The 22,973-nt window shown below is 70.0% G+C and carries 26 protein-coding genes and 1 tRNA gene; 13 read left to right on the top strand and 14 right to left on the bottom strand.

The features are described 5' to 3' along the window. The gene (locus V6R91_RS22785; RefSeq protein ID WP_336397201.1) at window positions 1–486 is read left to right on the top strand and encodes a DUF4383 domain-containing protein; all 486 of its coding nucleotides are present in this window, start codon (window positions 1–3) and stop codon (window positions 484–486) included. A 2-nt stretch (window positions 487–488) separates the two neighbouring features. Here V6R91_RS22785 and V6R91_RS22780 read toward each other — a convergent pair whose 3' ends face one another. Together V6R91_RS22780 and V6R91_RS22775 are read right to left on the bottom strand one after the other, a co-directional pair. Beyond that, window positions 489–1,166, bottom strand: coding sequence for a DUF6766 family protein (locus V6R91_RS22780; protein ID WP_231820960.1), 678 nt, complete (start codon window positions 1,164–1,166; stop codon window positions 489–491). Between the two features lies 1 nt (window position 1,167). Then, window positions 1,168–1,305 carry a hypothetical protein gene (locus tag V6R91_RS22775; RefSeq protein ID WP_336397200.1) on the bottom strand — a complete coding sequence of 46 codons (138 nt, stop codon included), beginning with the start codon at window positions 1,303–1,305 and terminating at the stop codon, window positions 1,168–1,170. Between the two features lie 388 nt (window positions 1,306–1,693). Between V6R91_RS22775 and V6R91_RS22770 the strand changes: the two genes are divergently transcribed. Further along, a complete protein-coding gene (locus V6R91_RS22770; RefSeq protein WP_067243137.1) occupies window positions 1,694–2,161 on the top strand; it encodes an SRPBCC family protein in 468 nt (155 codons plus the stop codon). A gap of 108 nt (window positions 2,162–2,269) precedes the next feature. Next, window positions 2,270–2,629: a DUF7882 family protein gene (locus V6R91_RS22765; protein WP_336397199.1), complete on the top strand. Its 360-nt coding sequence runs from the start codon at window positions 2,270–2,272 to the stop codon at window positions 2,627–2,629. A 39-nt stretch (window positions 2,630–2,668) separates the two neighbouring features. On the opposite strand, the gene V6R91_RS22760 is transcribed toward V6R91_RS22765, so the two are convergent. Then, the gene (locus V6R91_RS22760) at window positions 2,669–3,751 is read right to left on the bottom strand and encodes a carboxylate-amine ligase (RefSeq protein ID WP_336397198.1); all 1,083 of its coding nucleotides are present in this window, start codon (window positions 3,749–3,751) and stop codon (window positions 2,669–2,671) included. 179 nt (window positions 3,752–3,930) lie between these two features. Between V6R91_RS22760 and V6R91_RS22755 the strand changes: the two genes are divergently transcribed. Both V6R91_RS22755 and V6R91_RS22750 read left to right on the top strand, forming a co-directional pair. Then, entirely contained in the window at window positions 3,931–4,134 is a 204-nt protein-coding gene (locus V6R91_RS22755) for a hypothetical protein (RefSeq protein ID WP_067243140.1), read from the top strand. Window positions 4,135–4,170: 36 nt separating this feature from the next. Further along, the gene (locus V6R91_RS22750) at window positions 4,171–4,437 is read left to right on the top strand and encodes a DUF7218 family protein (protein ID WP_271062187.1); all 267 of its coding nucleotides are present in this window, start codon (window positions 4,171–4,173) and stop codon (window positions 4,435–4,437) included. A gap of 54 nt (window positions 4,438–4,491) precedes the next feature. On the opposite strand, the gene V6R91_RS22745 is transcribed toward V6R91_RS22750, so the two are convergent. The 3 genes from V6R91_RS22745 to V6R91_RS22735 all read right to left on the bottom strand — a co-directional run bounded on the left by V6R91_RS22745 (window position 4,492) and on the right by V6R91_RS22735 (window position 8,370). Next, on the bottom strand, window positions 4,492–5,007 hold the full coding sequence (locus V6R91_RS22745; RefSeq protein WP_336397197.1) for an FHA domain-containing protein: 516 nt from the start codon (window positions 5,005–5,007) through the stop codon (window positions 4,492–4,494). Window positions 5,008–5,119: 112 nt separating this feature from the next. Continuing rightward, window positions 5,120–6,376, bottom strand: a complete 1,257-nt coding sequence (locus V6R91_RS22740) for an alpha/beta fold hydrolase (protein WP_336397196.1) — start codon at window positions 6,374–6,376, stop codon at window positions 5,120–5,122. After that, a complete protein-coding gene (locus tag V6R91_RS22735; protein ID WP_336397195.1) occupies window positions 6,376–8,370 on the bottom strand; it encodes a DUF262 domain-containing protein in 1,995 nt (664 codons plus the stop codon). The genes V6R91_RS22740 and V6R91_RS22735 overlap by 1 nt, the downstream gene beginning before the upstream one ends. A 240-nt stretch (window positions 8,371–8,610) precedes the next feature. Between V6R91_RS22735 and V6R91_RS22730 the strand changes: the two genes are divergently transcribed. Continuing rightward, window positions 8,611–9,384: a hypothetical protein gene (locus V6R91_RS22730; protein ID WP_336397453.1), complete on the top strand. Its 774-nt coding sequence runs from the start codon at window positions 8,611–8,613 to the stop codon at window positions 9,382–9,384. Window positions 9,385–9,622: 238 nt separating this feature from the next. Continuing rightward, window positions 9,623–10,126 (top strand): DUF3145 domain-containing protein, encoded by a 504-nt coding sequence (locus tag V6R91_RS22725; RefSeq protein WP_336397194.1) that lies wholly within the window; start codon window positions 9,623–9,625, stop codon window positions 10,124–10,126. Between the two features lie 178 nt (window positions 10,127–10,304). Here the strand turns inward: V6R91_RS22725 and V6R91_RS22720 are convergent, their stop codons facing one another. The 7 genes from V6R91_RS22720 to V6R91_RS22690 all read right to left on the bottom strand — a co-directional run bounded on the left by V6R91_RS22720 (window position 10,305) and on the right by V6R91_RS22690 (window position 19,061). Then, window positions 10,305–11,546 (bottom strand): beta-ketoacyl-[acyl-carrier-protein] synthase family protein, encoded by a 1,242-nt coding sequence (locus tag V6R91_RS22720; protein WP_271061077.1) that lies wholly within the window; start codon window positions 11,544–11,546, stop codon window positions 10,305–10,307. Window positions 11,547–11,666: 120 nt separating this feature from the next. Further along, window positions 11,667–11,915 (bottom strand): acyl carrier protein, encoded by a 249-nt coding sequence (locus V6R91_RS22715; protein ID WP_067243147.1) that lies wholly within the window; start codon window positions 11,913–11,915, stop codon window positions 11,667–11,669. Between the two features lie 64 nt (window positions 11,916–11,979). Continuing rightward, the gene (locus tag V6R91_RS22710; RefSeq protein ID WP_336397193.1) at window positions 11,980–12,978 is read right to left on the bottom strand and encodes a beta-ketoacyl-ACP synthase III; all 999 of its coding nucleotides are present in this window, start codon (window positions 12,976–12,978) and stop codon (window positions 11,980–11,982) included. After that, entirely contained in the window at window positions 12,975–13,895 is a 921-nt protein-coding gene (locus V6R91_RS22705; protein WP_336397192.1) for an ACP S-malonyltransferase, read from the bottom strand. The genes V6R91_RS22710 and V6R91_RS22705 overlap by 4 nt, the downstream gene beginning before the upstream one ends. 88 nt (window positions 13,896–13,983) lie before the next feature. Beyond that, window positions 13,984–15,192, bottom strand: coding sequence for a PucR family transcriptional regulator (locus V6R91_RS22700; RefSeq protein WP_271061107.1), 1,209 nt, complete (start codon window positions 15,190–15,192; stop codon window positions 13,984–13,986). A 28-nt stretch (window positions 15,193–15,220) separates the two neighbouring features. Beyond that, complete coding sequence (gene aceE / locus V6R91_RS22695) at window positions 15,221–17,947, bottom strand: pyruvate dehydrogenase (acetyl-transferring), homodimeric type (protein ID WP_336397191.1); 2,727 nt, start codon at window positions 17,945–17,947, stop codon at window positions 15,221–15,223. Between the two features lie 97 nt (window positions 17,948–18,044). Continuing rightward, window positions 18,045–19,061 (bottom strand): methyltransferase family protein, encoded by a 1,017-nt coding sequence (locus V6R91_RS22690; RefSeq protein ID WP_336397190.1) that lies wholly within the window; start codon window positions 19,059–19,061, stop codon window positions 18,045–18,047. Window positions 19,062–19,118: 57 nt separating this feature from the next. On the opposite strand from V6R91_RS22690, the gene V6R91_RS22685 reads away from it, so the two are divergent. Continuing rightward, window positions 19,119–19,191: transfer RNA gene (locus V6R91_RS22685), tRNA-Val, on the top strand. A 415-nt stretch (window positions 19,192–19,606) separates the two neighbouring features. Beyond that, on the top strand, window positions 19,607–19,855 hold the full coding sequence (locus V6R91_RS22680) for a hypothetical protein (protein WP_336397189.1): 249 nt from the start codon (window positions 19,607–19,609) through the stop codon (window positions 19,853–19,855). 69 nt (window positions 19,856–19,924) lie between these two features. Here V6R91_RS22680 and V6R91_RS22675 read toward each other — a convergent pair whose 3' ends face one another. Beyond that, window positions 19,925–20,389: a hypothetical protein gene (locus V6R91_RS22675; RefSeq protein ID WP_336397188.1), complete on the bottom strand. Its 465-nt coding sequence runs from the start codon at window positions 20,387–20,389 to the stop codon at window positions 19,925–19,927. Window positions 20,390–20,413: 24 nt separating this feature from the next. Between V6R91_RS22675 and V6R91_RS22670 the strand changes: the two genes are divergently transcribed. The 4 genes from V6R91_RS22670 (at window position 20,414) to V6R91_RS22655 (ending at window position 22,972) form a co-directional block, all read left to right on the top strand. Beyond that, entirely contained in the window at window positions 20,414–21,163 is a 750-nt protein-coding gene (locus V6R91_RS22670; protein ID WP_336397187.1) for a phage antirepressor, read from the top strand. Window positions 21,164–21,348: 185 nt separating this feature from the next. After that, entirely contained in the window at window positions 21,349–21,654 is a 306-nt protein-coding gene (locus tag V6R91_RS22665; RefSeq protein WP_336397186.1) for a hypothetical protein, read from the top strand. Then, the gene (locus V6R91_RS22660) at window positions 21,651–22,010 is read left to right on the top strand and encodes a DUF6085 family protein (protein WP_336397185.1); all 360 of its coding nucleotides are present in this window, start codon (window positions 21,651–21,653) and stop codon (window positions 22,008–22,010) included. The genes V6R91_RS22665 and V6R91_RS22660 overlap by 4 nt, the downstream gene beginning before the upstream one ends. Then, window positions 22,007–22,972: a YqaJ viral recombinase family protein gene (locus V6R91_RS22655; RefSeq protein ID WP_336397184.1), complete on the top strand. Its 966-nt coding sequence runs from the start codon at window positions 22,007–22,009 to the stop codon at window positions 22,970–22,972. Before V6R91_RS22660 ends, V6R91_RS22655 begins: the two co-directional genes overlap by 4 nt. The last annotated feature ends 1 nt before the right edge of the window (window position 22,973 follow it).

Here is a 22,973-nt window from a genome sequence, read left to right as displayed (position 1 = left end):
ATGATGACGACGGACGACCGATCCGAGGCACGGCCGGGGCAGCCGTACGCGGGCAGCGCGGTGCAGAAGGCGGCGCTCGCTGCCGGCGTGGTCTTCCTTCTCGTCGGGGTGGCCGGCTTCGTCCCTGGGCTGACCCACGGCCTGGAGCACCTGCAGCCGCTGGGACACGGCTCGGAGGCGTACCTGCTCGGTCTCTTCCAGGTTTCCGTCCTCCACAACGCCGTGCACCTGCTGTTCGGCGTCGTCGGCGTCGTCTCGGCGATCCGCCCGGCGGCCTCCCGCCACTACCTGCTGTGGGGCGGAGTGGTCTATCTGGCGCTGTGGGTCTACGGGCTCTTCCTCGCGGGGCGGGAAGGGGATGTCGTCCCGCTCAACGCCGCCGACAACGTGCTGCACCTGGTGCTCGCCGTCCTGATGATCCTGTCCGCGCTGCTGATCGGCCGACGCGGTCGCCCGCGGGCGACGGGCGTCCGCGCACTGGACTGAGGTCAGTCGGACTCCCAGGCGCTGAGCCGATGCGGGACGCCCACGGGCTTGGACTCGGCCGAGCCGCGTTGGCGGAGATAGATGGACAGGCCCACCATCGCACCCACCGCGAGGAACTCCGACTGCCAGTTCTGCAGCGTGCGATCCCAGAAGTCCGGGGACGCGAGGTACTGCGCCCAGGTGATCGCGGGCTGGCCGTGCTGCGCCTGCTCGGCGTTGTAGACCACCGCGCCGGCGAGGGACTGTGCGAGCCACGACAGCACGAAGACCGCCCCCATCACCAGGACGAGCGAGTTGCCGTAGAGCCAGGTCCGCCAGCCGCCGGCGCGCGCCCATCGCGGTGAGTCCGGTCGCGCGTGCGCCCCGACGAGCTGATCCTCATCGTTCCCGGGGCCCTCGTCCTCCGGCTTCTTCGACTCGGGCGAACCGCGCTGCACGAGCCAGATCGTCGCCGTGATGAAGAGCAGGAACTGGAGGAACTCGGACTGCCAGTTCTCGGCGACGTCGACCACGAACTCGGAGGAGAGCAGGAAGCCGCCGAAGCTCTCGACGACGCCCCCGTGCTCCTGCTGCTCAGAGGCATAGCGGGCGTACCCGGCGATCGCCTGGCCCCCGAGCGCCCCGAGGAACAGGAGGAGGAACAGCAGGCTCAGGGCATGGTCGCGGATGAGGCGGCGCATGTCAGCGTCCCGCCCCGGCGACGGCCAGCATGACGACCAGCCCGCCGCCCAGGATCGTGATCCAGGTCCAGAACACGACGGCCATGCCGATACGAGCCCGCCGCTCCTCGGCGATCCCCTCAGGAGTCGGCGTCGTCATCGGGATCCTCGCCCTCGGCCTGGGACGGGTGGCCGGGGATCCAGGGGTCCGTGCCCTCCGGGGCGTCCGGATCCTCTCCCTCCGCCTGGGAAGGGTGTCCCTGTGCTCCGCGGTCGCGAGGGTCGGGGCGATCGGGGTCGTGTCGTGCGTTCATGGTGTCCTCCCGGGGGCTGACGTGCGGCGACGCGGGGCACGCGTGCCGAAGGCGCCATGCGCCTCTGGATCGGAGGCTAGGGCGACGCGTCGGCGTCGGCGAGGGGGTTGCCCTGGCCGGGCGTCGCGGGTAGCGGGGTAGCGGAGCATACTCATGCCCTCCGGCGGGCGGAACCCTCCTGCGCCGGTGCGGAGAGGGACGTAATCTCGCTCTTCCGAGCGCGAGGAGACGAGCATGTACAGCACAGTGCGGGCATCCACGGTCGTCGACGTCCCGGTGCCGGTCGCCTACGACCAGTGGACCCAGTTCGAGGACTTCCCCGACTTCATGACGGCGGTGGAGAGCATCGAGCAGACGACAGCGGAGCGCACGCGGTGGCGGGTGGAGATCGGCGGCGTCAGACGCGAGTTCACCGCCACTGTGGTCGACCAGGTGCCCGATGATCACATCACCTGGCGCAGCGTCGACGAGGAGGTCCACGCCGGCACCGTCCGGTTCGCGGTGGACCCGTCGGGTGGCACGCGCGTGTCGCTGGAGATGAGCTGGCGGCCGGAGACGTTCTCCGAGCGCGCGGGGGCCGCCCTGGGCATCGACGACGCGATGGTGCGCCGGGACCTGGAGAACTTCAAGCGGTTCATCGAGACGCACCACCCCACGGGCGCATGGCGCGGAGAGATCCACGGCGGGGAGCAGACGGACTGATCCGCCCCCGAACTTGCCACCACGGCGGGTCGATGCCAGCCTGGGACCACGGGGCGGCTTCCCCCACGGCGGACTCCGGCCCGCCGGAGTCGCGCCCGAAGGAGGAGCATGGGCACTCTCACGTACGACGGGACCGTCAAGAAGGAGTTCGACGACCGGGTGCTCGCCCACCTGCAGGTGGTGATCGGCAGCAAACTGCGCCGCGGCGAGTCGTTCTTCTTCACCTGGCGCGACGACGCCAGCGTCGGGGACGGCCGTACGAGCGTCTGGATGCATCCGCAGGTGCCGATGGTCTACAAGTACTTCGGCAGCAGGCAGCCGCGTCTGAACGTCGCGTGGATCGACGCGCTCGCGTACACCGCGAACTCGCCGCACGGGCTGTACCTCGTGCCCGAGCCCGCCGAGTCCTCGTCGACGGCGCCGAGCACCCAGTGGGAAGAGGACGACATCGACGGCGGAGGGCGCTGAGCACGCGGTCGGGCACGGGGTGCCGCGGACACAAGGTTTTCAGGGTGCGGTGGTCATCGCGCTGCGGTACAGGGAGGCGAGGGCGGTGTCGCCCTCCTTTCCGGCACGGCGCTGGAGATCCGCTCCGGAGCGTTCGCTCGATGTCGCGTCCAGAAGGTCGTCGATGAGCACGCGCATCGATGCGGTGGCCACGGGGCGGATCGTCGCGCGCAGCCGGTCGAGGACGACGCCGGTCCGCTCGTGCCTGCCGGAAACCGGGTCGAAGGCGCCGCGGGAGAGTCCGTAGCGGGCGGCGTGCCACATCTCGGCATCGATCACGGCCGACGGCACCGGCTCCGGTTCGACGCGGGCGTCGTCGAAGGAGCGGGCGAGTGTCACGAGGAGGGCGGCGAGCGAGACCGACGCCGCAGGGGCCAGCTGGGCGTCGCACACGCGGGTCTCGATGGTGGGCAGGTGTGCGGAGAAGCGGATCGCCCAGTTGAGCCCATCGCCCTTCCGCGTGGCGCCGACGTCGGTCAACCGCGCGTGCAGCCGGTCGTACTCGTCCGCGTCGCGGAGGAACGGGGGCACCCCGTAGGTGGTCCAGCGCCGGGTCTGGATCGCCCGCCAGCTCCGGTACCCGGTGTCCTGGCCCTCCCAGAACGGGGAGTTCGCGGACACGGCCAGCAGAAGCGGCAGCCAGGGGCGCAGGCCGTTCATCACTCGCACCCCCTGCTTCCTGTCCGAGATGCAGGTATGCACGTGCAGGCCGTTCAGGAGGTGCTCCTGCGTCAGTGCTCCGACGTCGCGGGCGATGCGGCGATAGCGGGCGGAACGCGGCGACGCCGTCTCCTGCGGCCGACGGTACGGGGTGCCGCTGCCGACGGCCAGGAGCCCGTGCCGGTCGGCCCAGTGCGACAGCGCCTGTCGGAAGGTGTGGAGTTCGTCCGCGAGCTCGTCCCAGCCGGAACAGACCCGCGTGGAGTGCTCGATCTGGCAGGGGAGGAACTCGGCGGCGACATCTCCGTATCCTCGGCCGCCGCGGAGAGCGGCGATCGCCGCCGGCCCCTCGTGCACGGGGGTGAGCCGCGCCGGGTCGACGAGCATGAACTCCTCCTCGACCCCGAACGTGTCTGCGGTCATCGCGTTCTCCTGTCGGAAGGGGCCCCTCATTCTGAGACGGACGCCGTCGCCGCGACAGCCTCTTGACACGACGGCGCATTGTCACGCCGAGCCGGGATCGTCAAGGCCCTCGTCCGCTCCGCGTGACCGCGACAGCCTGGCGATGCGGGCGATGTCCGCCGAGCCGAGAGGAGATCCGGATGGCCGAGTACGACGCGCATCGGTGGTGGCCGACGCTGTCCATGGAAGCCAAGCATCGGATCCTCCGCGACCTCGATGCCCCGTTGTCGGAGGAGGTGCGCCGCGAGATCGCGGAATCCACGGGCACCGACATCCCGGACGGAGCGAGTCTGGGCCCGGAGGACCGACAGTTCATCCGGACCCAGGGCGAACAGGTGGACTGAGGCCGCGAGAACGGATCACACGAGAGGAGCAGAGACATGCCCGGTTCGCGCAGGAACAGCGTGAAGGATGAAGAGGTCTACCAGGAGCTGCGCGAGGACGGCGCCTCCAAGCAGAAGGCCGCGCGGATCGCGAACGCCGCGGCCAGGGACGGTCGTTCCGCGGTCGGTCGCCGTGGCGGCGAAGCGGAGCCGTACGAGGAATGGACGGTCGACGAGCTGCGCCATCGGGCGAAGGAGATCGGTCTGCACGGCTACTCCGATCGCCGGAAGGGCGAACTGATCGACATGCTCCGCAACAGCTGAGCTCGTGGGGGACGACGACGAGGCGCCTTCGCGCCCCGTCGTCGTCCGCGGCCATCAGCTGTCGTGTACCTCCAGCGGGCGCTCGTCGCCCGGCTCGTCGCGCCGGTAGTCCGGTCGCGCGGGCTGCGGAGGCTGGTCGGACAGCTCGCCGCCTTCGCGCCCGCCGTACGGGCGGCCATGATCCGCGAACTCGTCGCGCTGGAACACGAGGGTCCAGTCGGCCACGGTGAACCGGGCCCCGGTGCGGAGGATCTCGCCCCGCTCCGCGTCGGTTCCTGAGACGTCCGGGCGGGCGTTCATCTCCCCGGCGGCGTGCAGCTCCAGCACGTACTCGTCCCGGTCGTCATGCGTGATCGTCGCGTGCACGGGGTCTGCGCCGTCGAGTCGGAGCTGCGCATCCGGTGCGGAACCGATCGCCGTGCGGTCGTCGACGAGATCGAAGACCTGGCGTTCGTCCTCCCGGGAGACGAGCAGCCGCGGATTCCCCGCGCCCCAGGCGGCGTGCGTCGTTCCGCCCCTGGTCGGCTCAGGGAGGCTGTGTGCGGGCTCTCGTGCGTCGTCGTGCGACATGTCTGCGCCTTCCGTCGGGTTCGTGGACGATGCACGCTACTGCAGCCGACGACCGATGCTCGAGGGGGTTGACGCGGGCGCCCTGCAACGGCAGGGCCCGGGCGGCGCCGGGTCAGCGCACCCGGCGACCGTGCACGATGTCCTGCAGGCGGGCGAGGACCGGGCCCGATCGCAGGCCGTTGTGCTCGTACTCGCTCGTGATCCACGGGGTCACGCCCGGCAGGAGCGCGGCGGTCTCCAGGGAGAACTCCAGCGGGACGTAGACGTCGTTGACGTAGACGGCGGCGGCACCCCGCGCACCGGACGCGGCGAGGGCCTCGGCGTCGTAGATCCGCGGCCACGGGTGCTCGGCGAGCGCACGGGCGACGCCCGCCCAGGGGCGGAACGCAGGCACCCTCTCGGTCCACTCGCTGCGGATGTGCTCGCCGGTGAACAGGGTGACGTCCTCGCGGAAGTCGTCCGGCTCGACCCGTTCGGCGGACCACGAGGTGGTGTGGCCGCTCGCGTAGCTGGACTCGTGGAACACGTAGTAGAGCGGGTTGCGTCCGTCGAACGGCATCGCGCGGGCGAGGTCGTACCGGAAGGCGGGGGAGTCCGGGTCGAGCTCGAGCAGGGACCAGATCGACTGCCAGCCGTCGTTGGTGCCGAGGGCGGAGCCGATTGAACGCAGGCGGGACGGCGAGACGACCTCGCCGTCCGGGAGCACGATGCCGCCGGATGCGGCCCGGTCGACGAGGAGGCGCATCCGGTCCCGGTGCTCGGGGAAGCGCCGGTAGTAGCGGATCGACGCGTCGCGCATCTTGTCGTAGCACAGCGCGTAGACCTCGTCCGGGTGGCGGGTGACGGTGCTGAGCCCTCCGGTGATGTACACGTGGTCCAGGGCGTCGGGGAAGGCACTGAGGTAGGCGAGCGTGGTGAAGCCGCCGAACGACTGCCCGAGCAGGTTCCACCGGTCCGCGCCGAGATGCGCGCGCAACGCCTCGGCGTCGCGGACGATCGCGTCCGCGCGCAGATGGGTGAGACGCTCGGCGGCCGCATCAGGGCCCGCGTCGAGATCTCGGTCCCCGACCGGGGTCGAGCGCCCGGTGCCCCGCTGGTCCAGCAGGACGACGCGGTACTCCCGGAGGGCGTCGTCCAGCCACAGCGGCCCCGTGGGGGAGCGGAAGGCCCGGGGCGCCTCGTGTCCGGGGCCGCCCTGGAGGAAGACGAGGAACGGGAGCTCCTCGCCGCCGGGCCTCGACACGACCGCGGCGAAGACGTCGATGGTGCGGGTGTCGGAAGGGTCCCCCCACACGAGGGGAAGCGTCAGCGTGTGCTCGTGAACCGTCAGATCCTGCATCCGGCGGACGACGGTGCGCGCCGAGGTCATCACATCACGTTCCCGATGTAGGAGTACTTGACGAAGACCTCCGGGGCGAGTCCGGACTCCTCCAGCAGACCCTGGATCGCGCCCATCATGTACTTGGAGTCCCAGCCCATGTAGAGGAAGTGGCTCTCGTCCAGCTCGTCCCACTGTCCGTTCCACGCCTTCTCCCCGTAGATCGGGCCTCCCCGACGGGCGCTGTACGCGAGCACGGCGTCGCGGGTGTCGGTCCATCCCCGCCGGAACACACGGTTGAAGAGGTATTTGACGTCGTAGACCTCCCAGTGCTCGCCGCGGTACTCCACGTACTCGAACTCGCGGTCCCAGCCCTGGGGCCATCCGCGTCGGCGTACGGCGTCCAGGATCGGGGTCAGTCCGTCGTCGTCGATGTCGGTGACCGCCGGCCGCTTCCACACCGACACGAACGTCTCCGTCAGCTCCACCGTCCGCGCGGCGATGGCGGAGGTGCCCCAGGCGTCGCGCGTCGCGAGCACGCGGGTGGCCGCGGCACGGCTGCGCGCATAGGCGTCGCGCTTGTCGGGGAAGGAGGCCCCGAACACCCGCTCTGACAGCGGCCCCTCCAGCAGCGTGAGGTTCCCCAGAGTCGGCGCCAGCGCACGGTGACTGTTCTGCTCGTCCTCCGTGTACTCGCTCCACGGGCGCTCGCCGTCGCCGGACCAGGACTCATGCGGCGCCAGCGGGACGATGTGCTCGACGTCGAAGGCCTCCGGATCGTCGATCCCCTCGAGCCGGCTCAGGACGTAGGCCGCGTGGGGGAGCTCGCTGTACTTCAGCGCGACCCGGACGCGCTCGTCGGAGGGGGTGATCCGGGCGATGGCGCGCAGAAGCTGTTCCGGGCCCTGGGCGCGGGCGCGGCAGAGCCGGGCGATCAGGCGATCGGTCGGGACGCCCACCACGCTGCGCCGCAGCAGGAGCGACTGGACGTTCTCCAGCGTGCCGATGAGCTCGTCCTTGCCGATCAGGCCGAGAGAGTGGTCGCGGTAGGCGCTGAGCAGCAGCGGGTACGTCGCGCGTCCGAACGTGTTCACGTACCGGAGCTGGCGACGGATGTCGGGATCGGGCTCGCGGGAGGGATCGAGCAGCACCCGGTAGATCTCCGAGAACTCGCGCCAGACGCCCGCCTGCGTCCGCAGCTCGTCCAGCCCGAGGTGCGGGAAGCTCTGGCGGAAGGCGCTGTACACGCCGTGCTCGCCGGCGACGGCCACCTCTCGGCCGGTCGTCATGATCAGGAAGTGACGCCAGAACGCGCCGATGAGCTCCCCGGTGTTGCGTTCGATCGGCAGCCAGAACTCCGTCTCCACCGCGAGCTGCTCGGCGTGGGACAGGCCCATCAGCACGTAGTTGTGGATCAGCTCGTGGTCGCGAAGGGGCTCTCCCGTCGAGTTCAGGCTCTCGAAGATCTGCTGGGCGTTCGCGTCCGCGCCGAGCGTGATGGACACGTGCTCCAGCTTCTGCAGCCCGCGCCAGATCCGGGGCGCCTCGTCCGCGTGGACCTGACTGCGGAAGAAGGCGTAGTTGTCGTCGAAGCGCGACTCGCGCTCGTCGGAGGGGGAGCGGCGGTCCAGCACGACGGACTCGTAGAGGTCCGCCCACGCGTGGTGCGGGCGCAGTTTCGTGCGCGTCGCGTCGTCGGCCCGCACCAGGACGCGCTCGAGCTCGGCGGCGAGCGTCGGGTCCTGCTCCCGCACCGTGTGGTGCAGGGCGGCGACGAGGAGCATGAGGGTGGTGATCCTCTGCTGCCCGTCGATCAGCACGAGGTCCGCGTCGGCACCGGCGTCCTGAGCCGACAGGATCGAGCCGATGAAGTGGCGGTGCGCGTCGTCCTGAGCCGCCACCGCGCGGACGTCGGCGAGGAGCTGCTCGCAGCCGCCGATGTCCCAGCGGTACTGCCTCTGATACACCGGGACCACGATGGTCGTGGAGTCGGCGGAGAGCCATTCGATCGTGTTGACTGCGGTCGCCTCGACGTTCGTGGCCATGCTCATTCTGCTGACTCGTCCCTTGCTCTGCGGTCCTCGTACGCCGGCATGCTGCGCGCTCGCCGGCCCTTCCAGCTTAGGCCGTGCCCCTCTCCGCAGCGGGCGTCCGGTGCTCCGGGCGGCCCGTCGGTTTTTCACGGCGCGGGGTCCCCGGGCACGCGCGGAGCCCGATGTTAGGCTGTCCTAAGAAGGGCCTGTAAAAACTTCGCTGGCCCCTTATGAAAGGACATGACTCAGATCATGGGATACATCAAGTCCGCCGCCCTCGAGGACAAGGGCTTCGTCGTCCTCGACAGCTACGCCCAGGAGCTCGACCCCAAGGAGTGGCTCGACATCGAGTACGTCGACTGGAAGTCCTCGGGTGACACGCGCTTCGCCCCCCTGGCCTCGGCCAAGGGCGAGATCGAGTGCAACGGGTTCTGGAACCATGTGCCGCCGCGCACCGACAAGGACGGCGTCTGGATCGACGCGCAGACGGCCAAGGCGCCGAACCTGACCCGTCGGGCGCAGGAGCCGGGTGCGAACGTCGGCCGCTGCCGCGTGATCGAGCTGCAGCCGACCACGTACGGCGAGTGCCTGTACAACCTGCACCAGGACGACAACAACCGCCTCAACCCCGACGGCACCGGCTGGGTCGTTCGCGGCTTCTTCAACCTGACCGACGACAAGGACAGCTACTTCGTCCTGCGCGAGAACCGGACCGACCCGAGCGTGGAGTACCGCATCGCCCTGCCGGCCGGCGCACAGCTGATCGTGGACACGCAGCGTCTGTGGCACGCCGCTACCCACAACGGCACCGAGCCCCGCTACTGCCTCATCACCTCGTGGACCTCGGGCCCCGAGCTCGACGCGTACATCGAGAAGTACCACGGCACGCAGGACGTCGAGAACTATGAGGTCTCGCAGGACATCCTCGACGCCGGCTACGCCGAGCAGGCGCGGCGCGACGCCGCCCGGGCGGCCTACTACGCCGCCAAGGGGCAGCAGGAGAAGATCGCGATGAGCGAGGCCTGAGCCTCCTCGCACGGTGACCGCCCCAGGGCGGACACGTGCCGCGGGCCCCGGCGCGACAGCGTCCGGGGCCCGCGTCGTCCTGTCGGCGGACGCCGTCGCCGACACGCCGGCGACGTCAAGAGTTACATGCTTGTGATTTCGCCGATCATCGGTGAGAATGGGCGCATAACCGCATAGGAACGCCGTGCTTCGCGGATCAGGTCGTAGGGGAAGACGCACCTGAGGAAACGGAGAGAACATGGCGAATGCACACGCACGCGGAGTGGTGTTCATCCACTCCGCGCCACGCGCGCTCTGCCCCCACCTGGAGTGGGCGGTGGGTCGCGCCCTCGGGCGCGCCGTCAACTTCGAGTGGGCGGACCAGCCCGTGCTGGAAGGCGCCCGCAGGGCGGAGTTCTACTGGGACGGCCCGGTCGGGACGGGAGCCGCGCTGGCGACGGCGATCCGTGGCTGGGAGCATCTCCGTTTCGAGGTGACCGAGGACCCGACGCCGCGCAGCGACGGCGGACGCTGGCTGCACACGCCGGGGCTCGGCATCCACTACGCGCAGACCGACGCCGCCGGCAACATCGTCGTCGGAGAGGACCGCATCCGTTACGCGATGGAGATCGCCGCCGGGAACGCCGTCGACCTCCAGCGCGAGCTCGACGTCGCGCTGGGTGCGGCGTGGGACGAAGAGCTCGAGCCCTTCCGGCACGCGAGCGACGACGCGCACGTGGTCTGGCTCCACAAGGTCGGCTAGCCGCGTCCGATTCCGGCGTCTCGTCGGGGTCGGGATCAGGCAGGGGCGCAGAGGCCCGACTACCGAAGACCGGAGAGCAAGGACCCGGCCGGCGGGAAAGGGAATCGGCGCCCCGGACGATACGAGGCCCCCGGGATCATCCCGGGGGCCTCGGGGTCTCGAGACGAGCGGACGGGTCTCAGCCGTCGTAGCTGCGGAACGCGGCGACCGCGTTGTGTCCGCCGAAGCCGAACGAGTTGCTGATGGCGAGCTGCGGGCCCTCTCCGAGCGGCTGCGGCTCGCCGGAGAGCCGGAACGGCACCTCGGGATCCTGCTCGGTCATGTTGATCGTGGGCGGTGCGACGCGGTCGCGCAGCGCCAGGATGGTGAACACCGCTTCCAGTGCGCCGGTGCCGCCGAGAAGGTGCCCCGTCGACGCCTTGGTGGCCGAGACGGGGATCTCGTCCAGGCGGTCGCCGAAGATGCGCTTGAGCGCGACGTACTCGTTCGGGTCGCCGACCGGGGTCGAGGTGGCGTGGGCGTTGATGTGGGTGACCTCGTCGGCGGTGGCCCCGGCCGCGGCCAGCGCCTGCTCGACCGCGCGGGCCGCCCCCCATCCCTCGGGGTCGTTGCCGGTGATGTGGTAGGCGTCCGCGGTGACCCCGCCGCCCACGACGTAGGCGTAGATCTTCGCTCCGCGGGCCTTGGCGTGCTCCTCGGTCTCCATGACGACCGCGGCGCCGCCTTCGCCCATCACGAAGCCGTCGCGGTCGACGGCACCGGGTCGCGATGCGTGCTCCGGGTCGTCGTTGCGACGCGAGAGCGCCTGTGCGGACGCGAACGCGGCCATCGTGATCGGGTGGATCGCGGATTCCGCGCCTCCCGCGATCACGACGTCCGCGAGTCCGTCCTGCAGGTGCTCGTAGGCGTTGACGATGGATTCCGTGCTCGACGCGCACGCGCTGACCACGGAGCGGGCGTACGCCTTCGCGCCGAAGTGCAGCGAGAGGTTCCCCGCGCCGGCGTTCGGCATGAGCATCGGGACCGTCAGCGGCATCACACGCCGTGGACCCTTCTCGCGCAGGGTGTCCCAGGCATCGAGCAGCGTCCACAGTCCGCCGATGCCCGTCGCCCAGTCGATGCCGAGCCGCTCGGGCTCGACGTCGGGCGCGCCGGCGTCCTCCCAGGCCTCTCTGGCGGCGATGAGGGCGAACTGCGTCGACGGGTCGAGCCGCTTGGCCTCATGACGGGGCAGGACCTCCTCGGGCCGGACGGAGGCCTCGGCCGCGAAGGTCACGGGCAGCTCGTACTGCGCGACCCAGTCGTGCTCCAGGGTGTGGGTGCCGGACGCGCCGGCGAGGAGATTGGCCCAGTTCTCGGGAGCCGTCCCTCCGATCCCGGAGGTCGCGCCGATGCCGGTGACGACGATGCGCTTGGTCATGTGGGGAGTCCTTGTGGGGCTGGGTGTCCGCGATCGCGGGTCATGTGTCCGTGTGGGGGAGAAGGCGCCATGAGGCGAGGACGCCACGCCCCGCGGACGCGGGGGTGGCATCCACGGGTGTCACTCCTGGCCGGCGACGATGAAGTCGACCGCGTCCTTGACGGTCTTGAGGTTCTTGACCTCGTCGTCCGGGATGGTCACGCCGAACTTCTCCTCGGCGTTGACGACGATCGTCATCATCGAGATCGAGTCGATGTCGAGGTCGTCCGTGAAGGACTTCTCGAGGGCGACCTCGGAGGCGTCGATGCCCGTCTCGTCGGTGATGAGCTCGGCGAGGCCCGCGAGGACCTCATCGTTGGTGAAAGCCATGGCTTTTCCTCTTTCTTGGATGGTTTCGGAACCGGTGAACAGTCTAGGAGGCGACGACGGCTCGTCAGGGGAGCACGACGACCTGCGCGGCGAACACGAGACCCGCGCCGAATCCGATCTGCAGGGCGAGGCCGCCGCTGAGCTCGGGGTGCTCCTGCATGAGACGGTGACTGGCGAGCGGGATCGAGGCCGCGGACGTGTTGCCGGTGGTCTCGATGTCGCGCGCGATCACCGTGCCCTCCGGGAGCTTCAGCTGCTTGGCGAACTCGTCGACGATCCGCATGTTCGCCTGGTGCGGGATGAAGGCGGCGAGATCCGAAGCCTCCACTCCGGCCTTCTCCAGCGCCTCCCGAGCGACCTTGACCATCTCCCAGACGGCCCAGCGGAACACGGTCGGGCCCTCCTGGCGCAGGGTCGGCCACGGAGCCTTCCCGTCGCGGAAGTCGACGAGGGTGTGGTTCATGCCGACGGCGTCAGCCTTGGAACCGTCCGAGCCCCACACCGCGGGGGAGATGCCCGGCGTGTCGCTCGGGCCTACGACCGCGGCGCCGGCGCCGTCGCCGAGCAGGAACGAGATGCTCCGGTCGGTCGGATCGACGATGTCGGATAGCTTCTCGGCGCCGATCACGACGGCGTACCGGGCCGCTCCGGCGCGGATCAGGGCGTCGGCCTGGGCGATACCGTACGCGTACCCCGCGCACGCGGCGTTCATGTCGTAGGCCGCGGCGGGGTTCGCGCCGATCCGGTCCGCGACGATCGCCGACACGGACGGGGTCTGCTTCGGGTTGCTGATCGTCGCCACGATCACGAGGTCGACGTCCCGCGGGTCGATGCCCGCGGTCGCGACGGCCTCCTTGGCGGCCTCGGTGGCGAGGTCGATCGCGTCCGTGCCGGCGTCCGCCCGGACCCGCGTGACGATTCCGGTCCGCTGGCGGATCCACTCGTCGCTGGAATCGATCGGACCGACGAGGTCTTCGTTGGGGACGGCGTTCTCGCCGCGTGCGGCGCCGTATGCGTAGATGCGCGTGTAGGCGGGCCCGGTGGCCTGCGTGAGCCCGGTCATGCGGCTTCTCCGTTCAGCAGCGCCACGGCCGCGTCGAGGTCTTCGGGGGTCTTCACCGCGACGGCCGGCACGCCCCGCAGCCCGCGCTTGGCGAGACCGGTGAGCGCGCCGGCGGGGGTGAGCTCGATGAGGCCGGTGATGCCGTGCTCGGCGAACGACGCCATGCAGAGATCCCAGCGCACGGGGGAGGCGACCTGGTTCACGAGGAGCTCCAGCGCCGCGGGTCCGTCCGAGACGACGGATCCGTCGTGGTTCGTCCATAGCAGGGTCTGGGGATCCTGCGCCTCGACGCCGTCGACGGCCGCACGGAGGGTATCCACCGCGGGAGCCATATAGGAGGTGTGGAACGCGCCGGCCACCTGCAGCGGGATGACGCGCGTGCCCCGCACCGGCTCCTCGGAGAGCGCGGCGAGGGCCGGGAGGGCCCCGGCCGCGACGATCTGGCCACCGCCGTTGTAGTTCGCGGGGGTCAGTTCCAGCTCGGCGAGTCGGGCGAGGACCGCGTCCTCATCACCGCCGAGCACCGCGCTCATGCCGGTGGGCGTGGCGGCGGCCGCATCGGCCATGGCTCGGCCGCGGATGCCGACCAGACGCATCGCGGTGGTTCCCGAAACGACCCCGGCGCCGGCCAGGGCAGCGAGCTCGCCGACCGAGTGGCCCGCGATCCCGTCCGGCGTTCGTCCGGCGCGCTCGCGCAGGAGCTTGCCGGCGATCATCGACGCGGCGACGATGAGCGGCTGCGCGATCCGGGTGTCACGGATCGTGTCGGCGTCCGACTCCGTGCCGTGCAGGGCGAGGTCCACCTCAGCCGCCTCGGAGAAGGAGTCCAGCAGCTCGGCGACTCCTTCGAGCTCGAGCCAGGGGGAGAGGAAGCCGGGGGTCTGAGAGCCCTGTCCGGGACATGCGACGACGATCACGGGTTCCAGTCTGCCAACGAATGCGCGGTTTCGGTGGCACATCCCTCACAAGAATCCGAGGAACAGTTGTGTGTGGCGTACAGCGAGGTCACCGCGGACGGCGCGGATGGGTGCGGCGGCGCACGGGCTCGGCCGCCCCGATCGATCCGAGCACGAGCGCGGTCTGCAGGATCAGGGCCTCGCGTGGTCCGGTCGCGTCCCACCCGATCACCTCGCTCACCCGCTTCAGGCGATAGCGCACGGTGTTCGGGTGCACGAAGAGCTCACGGGCGGTCGCCTCCAGCGATCGGCCATTGTCGAGGTAACTCCACAGCGTGGTGATGAGATCGGTCGAATGCGCCTGCAGCGGGCGGTAGATCCGCTCGATGAGCGTCTGCTTGGCGAGCGGATCGCCGGCGATGGTCCGTTCGGGGAGCAGGTCGTCCGCCTCGACCGGACGGGGGGCGCCGCGCCAGGCCTTCGCGACGGCGAACCCGGCCAGCGCGGCACGGGCGCTCTGTCCCGCATCGACGAGCGCGGCGACCGCGGGGCCGACGACGACGTAGCCGGGGCCGAACGACGGCTCGAGCCGCCTCGCGATCTCGCTGAACGACAGCTGCTCCTCCTCGGCGTCGCCCTCGTCCTCGGCCTTGGATGCCGACCGCGCCCGCCCGATCACGAGGACCAGACGCGATCCCTGGACGCCGATGAGCACGTCGACCGAGAGCTTGCGAGCGGTGCGCCGCACCTGGTCGACGTCGAACTGCGGCGGCGTGGTGCCCACGATGACGCACACCTCGCCGTGGCCGTGCCAGCCGAGCGCGGCGATCCGGCTGGGCAGCTCCTCATCGGCCTCGCCGGTCAGGATCGAGTCGACGACGAGCGCCTCCAGGCGGGCGTCCCAGAGGCCGCGGGCTTCCGCAGCCCGGGCATAGACGTCGGCCGCGGCGAACGCGACGTCCCGGGAGTACAGCAGGATCGCCTCGCGCAGATGCTCGCCCTTGCCGGCGACGCGCTCCTCGGTGACCTCGACGGTCACGCGGATGAGCTGCAGCGTCTGCTGCAGGCTGACGCTGCGCAGCAGCTCACGCGGCGCCGCGGCGAAGATGTCGGCGGCGATCCACGGCGTCGATGTCGGGTCGTCGTACCACTGGATGAACGACGTGATCCCGGCCTGGGCCACCAGCCCGACGGCGGACCGTCGGGCCGGTGGCATCTCGGCGTACCAGGGCAGCGACTCCTCGAGCCGCTGGAGCGTCGCCGTGGCCAGGTCCCCGGAGATGCGTCGCAGCCACGTGAGCGTCGACGCCTTGGTCATCGTGGGGGACGGGTCGGTCACGCGGGTGTCAGCTCTCGCCGCCCGCGTTGCCGCTGGTCCCGGCGTTGACGTCGTGCAGGCGATACTTCTCGATCGCCTGGCCGACGAGCGCACGGTCCACCGCGCCCGCGTCGGCGAGCGCCTGCAGGGTGCGGACCACGATGGACGGGCCGTCGATCTTGAAGAACCGTCGTGCGGCGGCCCGGGTGTCGGAGAACCCGAAGCCGTCGGCTCCCAGCGTGTAGTACGGCTGGGCGACCCACGGGCGGATCTGGTCCTGGACCGCGTTCATGAAGTCGCTGACGGCGACGACCGGACCCTGCGCGTCCTTCAGCTTCTCGGTCAGGTACGCCGTGCGCGGCTCCTGCTCCGGGTGGAGGAAGTTGTGCTCGTCCGCGGCCAGGCCGTCACGGCGCAGCTCGGTCCAGCTCGTCACCGACCACACGTCGGCGACGACGCCCCAGTCGTCCTTCAGGAGCTGCTGCGCCTCGTGGGCCCACGGCAGGCCCACGCCCGAGGCGAGGATCTGCGCCCGGTGCCCGTCTCCCTCTCCGACGGACACGCGGTGGATGCCGCGGACGATGCCGTCGACGTCCACGCCCTCCGGCTCGGCCGGCTGGATCATCGGCTCGTTGTACACCGTGAGGTAGTACATGACGTTCGGGTCGGCGTGCTCGCCGCCGTACATCCGCTCCAGGCCGGAACGGACGATGTGCGCGATCTCGTAGCCGTAGGCGGGGTCGTACGACACCGTCGCCGGGTTCGTCGCCGCGAGCAGGTGCGAGTGCCCGTCGGCGTGCTGCAGGCCCTCGCCGGTGAGCGTCGTGCGGCCCGCCGTGGCACCGATGATGAACCCGCGGGTCATCTGGTCGCCGGCGGCCCACTGCGCGTCGCCGGTGCGCTGGAAGCCGAACATCGAGTAGAAGATGTAGATCGGGATCAGCGGCTCGCCGTGCGTGGCGTACGAGGTGCCCGTCGCCGTGAACGCGGCCAGGGCGCCGGCCTCGTTGATGCCGACGTGGACGATCTGTCCCTGCGGGCTCTCCTTGTAGGCGAGGAGGAGCTCGCGGTCGACCGAGGTGTAGTGCTGGCCGTTCGGGTTGTAGATCTTCGCGGTCGGGAAGTACGCGTCCATGCCGAAGGTGCGCGCCTCGTCCGGGATGATCGGCACGATCCGGTGCCCGAAGTCCTTCGAGCGCAGCAGGTCCTTCAGCAGACGCACGAACGCCATCGTGGTGGCGACCTCCTGCGTGCCCGAGCCCTTCTTGGGAAGGGCGTACGCCTTCTCGTCCGGAAGGCTGAGACCCACGTGGGTGCTGCGACGCTCCGGGAGGAACCCGCCGAGCCCCTTGCGTCGCTCCAGCATGTACTGGATGGTCTCGTCCTGGGGTCCCGGGTTGTAGTACGGGGGCAGGTACGGGTTCTCCTCGAGCTGCGCGTCCGTGATCGGGATGTGCATCGCGTCGCGGAACGTCTTCAGGTTCTCGAGGGTCATCTTCTTCATCTGGTGCGTCGCGTTGCGCCCCTCGAAGTGCGGGCCCAGGCCATAGCCCTTGACCGTCTTGGCGAGGATGACCGTCGGCTGGCCCTTGTGTTCGGTGGCCGCCTTGAAGGCCGCGTAGACCTTGCGGTAGTCGTGGCCGCCGCGCTTGAGGTTCCAGATCTGCTCGTCCGAGTAGTCCTTGACGAGGTTCGCCGCCCGCTCGTCCTGCCCGAAGAAGTGCTCGCGGATGAACGCGCCCGACTCGGCCTTGTACGTCTGGTAGTCGCCGTCCGGGGTCGAGTTCATGATGTTCAGCAGGGCGCCGTCGGCGTCGCGGGCGAGGAGGTCGTCCCACTCCCGGCCCCAGATGACCTTGATGACGTTCCAGCCGGCGCCGCGGAAGAAGCTCTCCAGCTCCTGGATGATCTTGCCGTTGCCGCGCACCGGGCCGTCCAGCCGCTGCAGGTTGCAGTTGATCACGAAGGTGAGGTTGTCCAGGCCCTCGTTCGCGGCCACCTGGAGCTGTCCGCGGCTCTCGACCTCGTCCATCTCCCCGTCGCCGAGGAACGCCCACACGTGCGAGCCCGAGGTGTCCTTGATCCCGCGGTTCTCCAGGTATTTGTTGGACATCGCCTGGTAGATCGCGTTGATCGGTCCCAGACCCATCGACACGGTCGGGAACTGCCAGTACTCCGGCATGAGCCGCGGGTGCGGGTAGGAGGGAAGCCCGTACGGGGCGGCCGAGGCCTCCTGCCGGAATCCGTCCAGGTGCTGCTCGGTGAGGCGTCCCTCAAGGAACGACCGGGCGTAGATGCCCGGAGAAGCGTGCCCCTGGATGAAGATCTGGTCGGCGCCGCCGGAGGCGTCCGCGCCGTGGAAGAAGTGGTTGAAGCCGACCTCGTAGAGGGCGGCCGAGGAGGCATACGTGGAGATGTGACCGCCGACGCCGATGCCGGGTCGCTGGGCGCGGTGGACCGTGATGGCCGCGTTCCAGCGGATCCACGCGCGGTAGCGGCGTTCGATCTCCTCGTCGCCGGGGAAGTCGGGCTCGTTCTCCGGGGCGATCGTGTTGATGTAGTCCGTCGTCGGGACCATCGGGACGCCCAGATGCAGCTCCTTGGAGCGCTTGAGCAGACTGAGCATGATCTCTCGTCCGCGGCCGTGGCCCTTCGCCTCCACGAGTTCGTCGAGGGACTGCTGCCATTCGCCGGTCTCCTCGGGGTCGCTGTCCAGCGGGCCCTGAGAGTACGGATCCTGATCGTGAACGGTCACGGGGAGCCTTTCGTCTGTCTGGCAGGTCGTGCCAAGGAAACGGGATGAGGCATGAGGAACGCTTGTCGCATTCGTACAGCACGCCTTGTTGGATACCCTAGCCCCGTTCGCGGGGGTCGAGATGCGCATCGGGCGGTGAGGTCGCCGACCCGTGGTGCCCGCGGGTCCTCTCCGCGGCGCGCGGGCGCAGCCGGGGGATCCAGCAGGAGACGTCCTCCCGATAGTCGAGGAACTCCCGGCCGAAGCGGCGTTCGAGGTCGGCCTCCTCCTGCGGGCGCACCAGGGTGTTCCACACCACCGATCCGGCCAGCGCGTAGGCGACGACGAGCCAGGATCCGAGCATCAGTCCCACCGCGACCCCCTGCGCGATCCCGCCCACGGCCATGGGGTTGCGCACGAACCGGTACGGACCGGTGACGACGAGGCAGTTCGGCATGACGGACGGCAGCGGCGTCCCGCCGCCACGGAGCGAGACGGCGACGCCGGACCAGAGCGAGAGCGCGAGCGCGGGCACGAACAGGGCCGCGCCTGCGAGGCGCACGGCGGGCGGCATGGGTGGGTGCAGTCCCCAACGCTGCTCGAAGAAGAGGATGACCAGGGGGACGGCCAGGAGCAGCACGCCGGAGAACACGAGAGTCTGGATACCGGTGCGGGCGAGGTGGGTTCCGGCGGGAGCCGGGGGAGCGGACCGGAACCGAAACGGTCCGACGACGATCCACTCGACGGGCACGCGGTCGAGAAGCACGAGGATTCCGGCCCCGACCGAGGCGAGCGCGGCGACCGCCATCGCCAGGGCGCCCCATCCGCCCAGCCCGGTCACCGTCGCGTACGTCGCCATGCCGATCGAGACGAGCGCCGTCCAGGGGACCGCCACCCACACGGCGGCACGGACACCGGCGGCGACGAGCACGGAGGCGCCGACGAAGAGCGGGATGTCGAGCACCGCGACGAGGACGGGATCGAGGCGTCCCAGTGTGCTGTCGCGGACGAGCGGGGTGGTGAAGACTCCGATCCACCACGTGATCCCCGCGAGCGCCTGGAACGCGAAGTAGGCGCGCCCCCACCGCCGGTCGAGCAGGTCGACGAGGCTCCCGCTGCCTCCCCGTTCCGCCATGGCCGCCAGTCTAGGTCCGTCGCCGCACGCTGTCGGGATCGGTAGACTTCCGAGCGCGGGCCTTTAGCTCAGCTGGTAGAGCGCCACGTTTACACCGTGGATGTCGTCGGTTCGATCCCGGCAGGGCCCACCGAATCCAGAAGGTAGAGACTCCGCCGCCCTGCCCCGCCCCCAAGGCGGGGCGTTCTGCGTCCGTGGAACGTGAAGAGGTCGCCAGGCTCGAGGCCGAGTACATCGGCGATCAGCTGTACTTCGTTCGTGGAGAACGCGACCTTGCTCCCCAGGCGGCGACTGAGCCACATATCGCCCTCACCGATCGCGCGCGCGAGGTCGGCGGGCCGAGATCCGATTCGGGCCAGCTCGGCGCGGATGTTGCTTGCGACGGTCTCGTTCGCTGAAGGTCGCTCTGAGGACTGCGCGGCTGCATCTGTCATGCCACAAATGTAACTGATTTCGATACGTTTGCGCTACCCCGTGTTACATCGACACGCGGTAGGTGTCCCAAGTGCTTTGACATTCTCTCTTGGTGGCTTACGTTCTAACGCATGGCGATAGAAACGAATGCGGATGTGGCCCGCCGGGTGCGTGGACTCGCTGCCGAGACCAAGACCAAGCAGGCGGCAATCGCGGCCGCGCTGCATCTCTCGCGCATGGCAACGTGGCGGCGCATGTCGGGCGAGACCCCGTTCACGGCCGCCGACCTGATCGCCATCGCGCCCGTCATCGGGGTCCCGGTGGCCGCGTTCTACTCTGACGCGGCGATCGAGGCCGCTGACATGGCGGTGGCGTCGTGAGCGCGGTGTTGATCATGTCGTCGATCATCGGGCTGGTCGGGCTGGCGGGGATCGTCCTCGAGGTTCGGACTAGCCGAACACTGCGGCGGACCAAGGCTCGTCAGCATCGGTTGGAAGCGGCACTCGACGCTCGCCTTCGTAGGGGTGAGTCCAAGTGATTCGTAAGGATGCAGGCAGCTTCGCGTGTTTGTCCGGCACTTCCAGCATGAACGTGTGGCGCTCGGTCGGCTCAAGGCGACCTCTGCTCAGTGACCCGCGAAACGTAACGCCGAGCACGGACGCGGGATCGATCTCGATCCCCTCGACGGTGTCGGTGCCGGTGTTCACCAGGCCGAACAGCTCGGGGGCGTTCGGGGCTCGACGGATCTCGAACTGGACGCGCTCAAGCCGTTCGATCCGTTCGAGGCGTGCGTCGGCCTTCTCGGTTCGACGTTCGGCCCGGGAGGCGCGGACCGCGTTGACGACGCTCAGAAGGAAAGCGGCGATCGCTATCGCCGTAGTGACGCCCCAGGTGACCCATTCCCACCATTCCATGCGGATCACTCTAGGAGGTGCGCGATGAGCGCGCTGGAGGTGTTCCGGTTCGAGGGCCGCGAGGTCCGGACGGTGCTGATCGATGGTGAGCCGTGGTTCGTGCTCGCTGACGTGTGTGCCGTGCTGGGGCTGAGCAATCCGTCGGTGACGGCGACGAGGGTGGACCCGGATGCCCTAAGCCACGCTGAGGTCATCGACTCGATGGGCCGGGTGCAGAGCGCTCGGGTCGTGAACGAGTCGGGCCTGTACGAGGTCGCGATCCGATCCGACAAGCCGGACGCGCTCGCGTTCCGACGCTGGGTGACTCGCGAGGTGCTGCCGAGCATCCGCCGCACGGGCGCGTATGTCGCGCCGGAGTCCCGTGAGCAGCTCCTGGCGCGCGCCGTTCTGGAAGCGACGGCGGCGATCGCGGAGAAGGACGAGCACATCGCGGTCCTGACCCCGCGCGCGCAGGCGTGGGACGAGCTCGCCGACGCGGGCACGGACTATGCGGTCGGCGATGCGGCGAAGATCCTGCAACGCGCCGGCGTGGACACCGGCCCGCAGCGCCTGTTCGAGCAGCTCCGCGAGCTGCGGTGGATCTTCCGCGGCGGTGACCGCCGCTGGCGCGACTACTCGACCGCCGTGCACGACGGCTACCTGACCGAGCGGGCGCAGCCGCCCCGCCGCGACCACGACACTGGCGAGCTCGTCCCGGTCGCCCCGCAGGTCCGCGTCACCGCCCGCGGCCTCGAACGCCTCCGAGTCCGGCTCGGCGCGCTCGCCCTCACCTGACCCCAGACGAAAGACGGGGCGCCCGCGGCAACGGACGCCCCACCAAAAACGAAGGAGGACACGCACATGTCCACCAGCACCCATCAGCCTATGGTCCCGGTCCCCGCGACCGCGCACATTCGTCTCGTCGGCGTCCCCGCTTACGAGCCCACCGACGTGGATGCCGAGCCGGGAGAGGCGGCGTGATGCCGTCGACGAAGGCCCGCCGCTGCACGGCCTTGCACTGCATCGAGTGCTACGCGGATCCCTCCCGGGACGACTGCTGCACCTGCGGCCACCCGCTCGACGCGCGCCCCGCCCGCCCCCGCCGGCCGTTCCTCCCTTTCGAGCCGTGGCGGCTGGTCCTTCTCGCGACGATCCTCCTCGTCGCCGGTCCGGTCGGCCTGGAGGCCGCCCGCCCCGTGTTCAACGGCGCCGACGTCATGGCGCTGATCCTGCTCGCCCTGTTCGCGGGCCTGTTCTTCATCCGACCGAAGGGAACCGACCGATGAGCAAGTCTCTCGCCGTGCTCGAGGCGCTCGTCGCCGAGGGCATCAAGAACCAGATGGCCCCGCACCGCCGCTACCTGGCCGCCGCGGAGCGCCGCTCGATCGCGACCTCCGCCGCGGCCGTCGCGATCGCCGTGCTCGTGGATCTCACCGGCGGGCACGATCACATCGTCCAGGCCGACGGGGAGACGTTCACCCTGCAGCACCCGCTCACCGAGCGCCTCACCGGCGACTTGTTCGAGTGCGAGGTGTACGACCACATCGCCGCAGGCGAGCCGCTGGAGGACGGCCGCTACCGGGTCGTGATGGACGAGGGCCGTGTCCTCGACCTCATCCCCACGACAGAGCACGTCCGATGACCCCGCAGATCACCGCCGCCCGCGTCGTCGTCCCCGCGGACGCGCCCCGCGAGGTCTGGCTGATGGAGCGCGGCGAGGGCGTCACCGCTTCTCGGGTGTGGGCGATCGCGAAGGGTGGCATCCGCACCTGGCGGCGCGAGCTCGAGCAGATGATGAATGGCTCGTCGTTCCGCGGCACCGCGGCGACCCGCGCCGGCTCCGCCCGTGAGGACGCACTCCTCGATGAGGCCGTCGAGCAGCTGCACCAGGTCACCCCGAACCGTGCCTTGTGGTCGTCGGTCGAGAACGATCTGCACCGGGCGACCCCGGACGGCATCGGCCGGAACAGCGACGGCACGATCGTCGCTGTCGAGGTGAAGTCCCACGAGCACGGCTACAGGGACGAGGGCATCCCCGCTGACCACATGGCGCAGTTGCAGTGGCAGATGCACGTGCTCGGCGCGGTCTCCGGCCTGTACGGGTACGAGATTCGCGACGAGGACGACCAGCCGCCGGCGGACGGCGCGACGTGGATCGACGTGCCCCGCGACGAGGAGATGATCGCGTTCCTGATCTACCGTGCGAACCAGTTCCTCGCATGGCGGGACGCTGGATGCCCCGACGTCGACGTCGACCTGCCCGAGGACGTCGCCGCGGCGCTGGCCGAGTGGGCACCGCTGAAGCGCAAGCTCGACGCCGCGGCCGCCGCCGAGAAGAAGGCCGCGGCCGAGCTGAAGAAGCTGCTGGCCGGCATGCCTCACGCCCGGCGGTTCGGTGCCGTCGGGATGGGCGAGCACGGCGGGTTCCAGCTGATCGTCACCGAGTCCACGTCCTTCGACGAGGACGCCTGGGAAGAGGACAACCCGGCCGTCTACGGGTCGGTGCGAAGGATGCGTGAGCGCATCGCGGCGCGCGAAGCCCGAGCGAAGCAGATGTACCCGATCACCACGCGGCGTGAGTCGCTGCGGTTCCAGGAGGCCTGAC

The sequence above is a fragment of the Microbacterium sp. CCNWLW41 genome (assembly GCF_037083505.1).
Note: the sequence above shows the minus strand (reverse complement) of the source record. Positions and strands in the feature narration are given on the sequence as shown.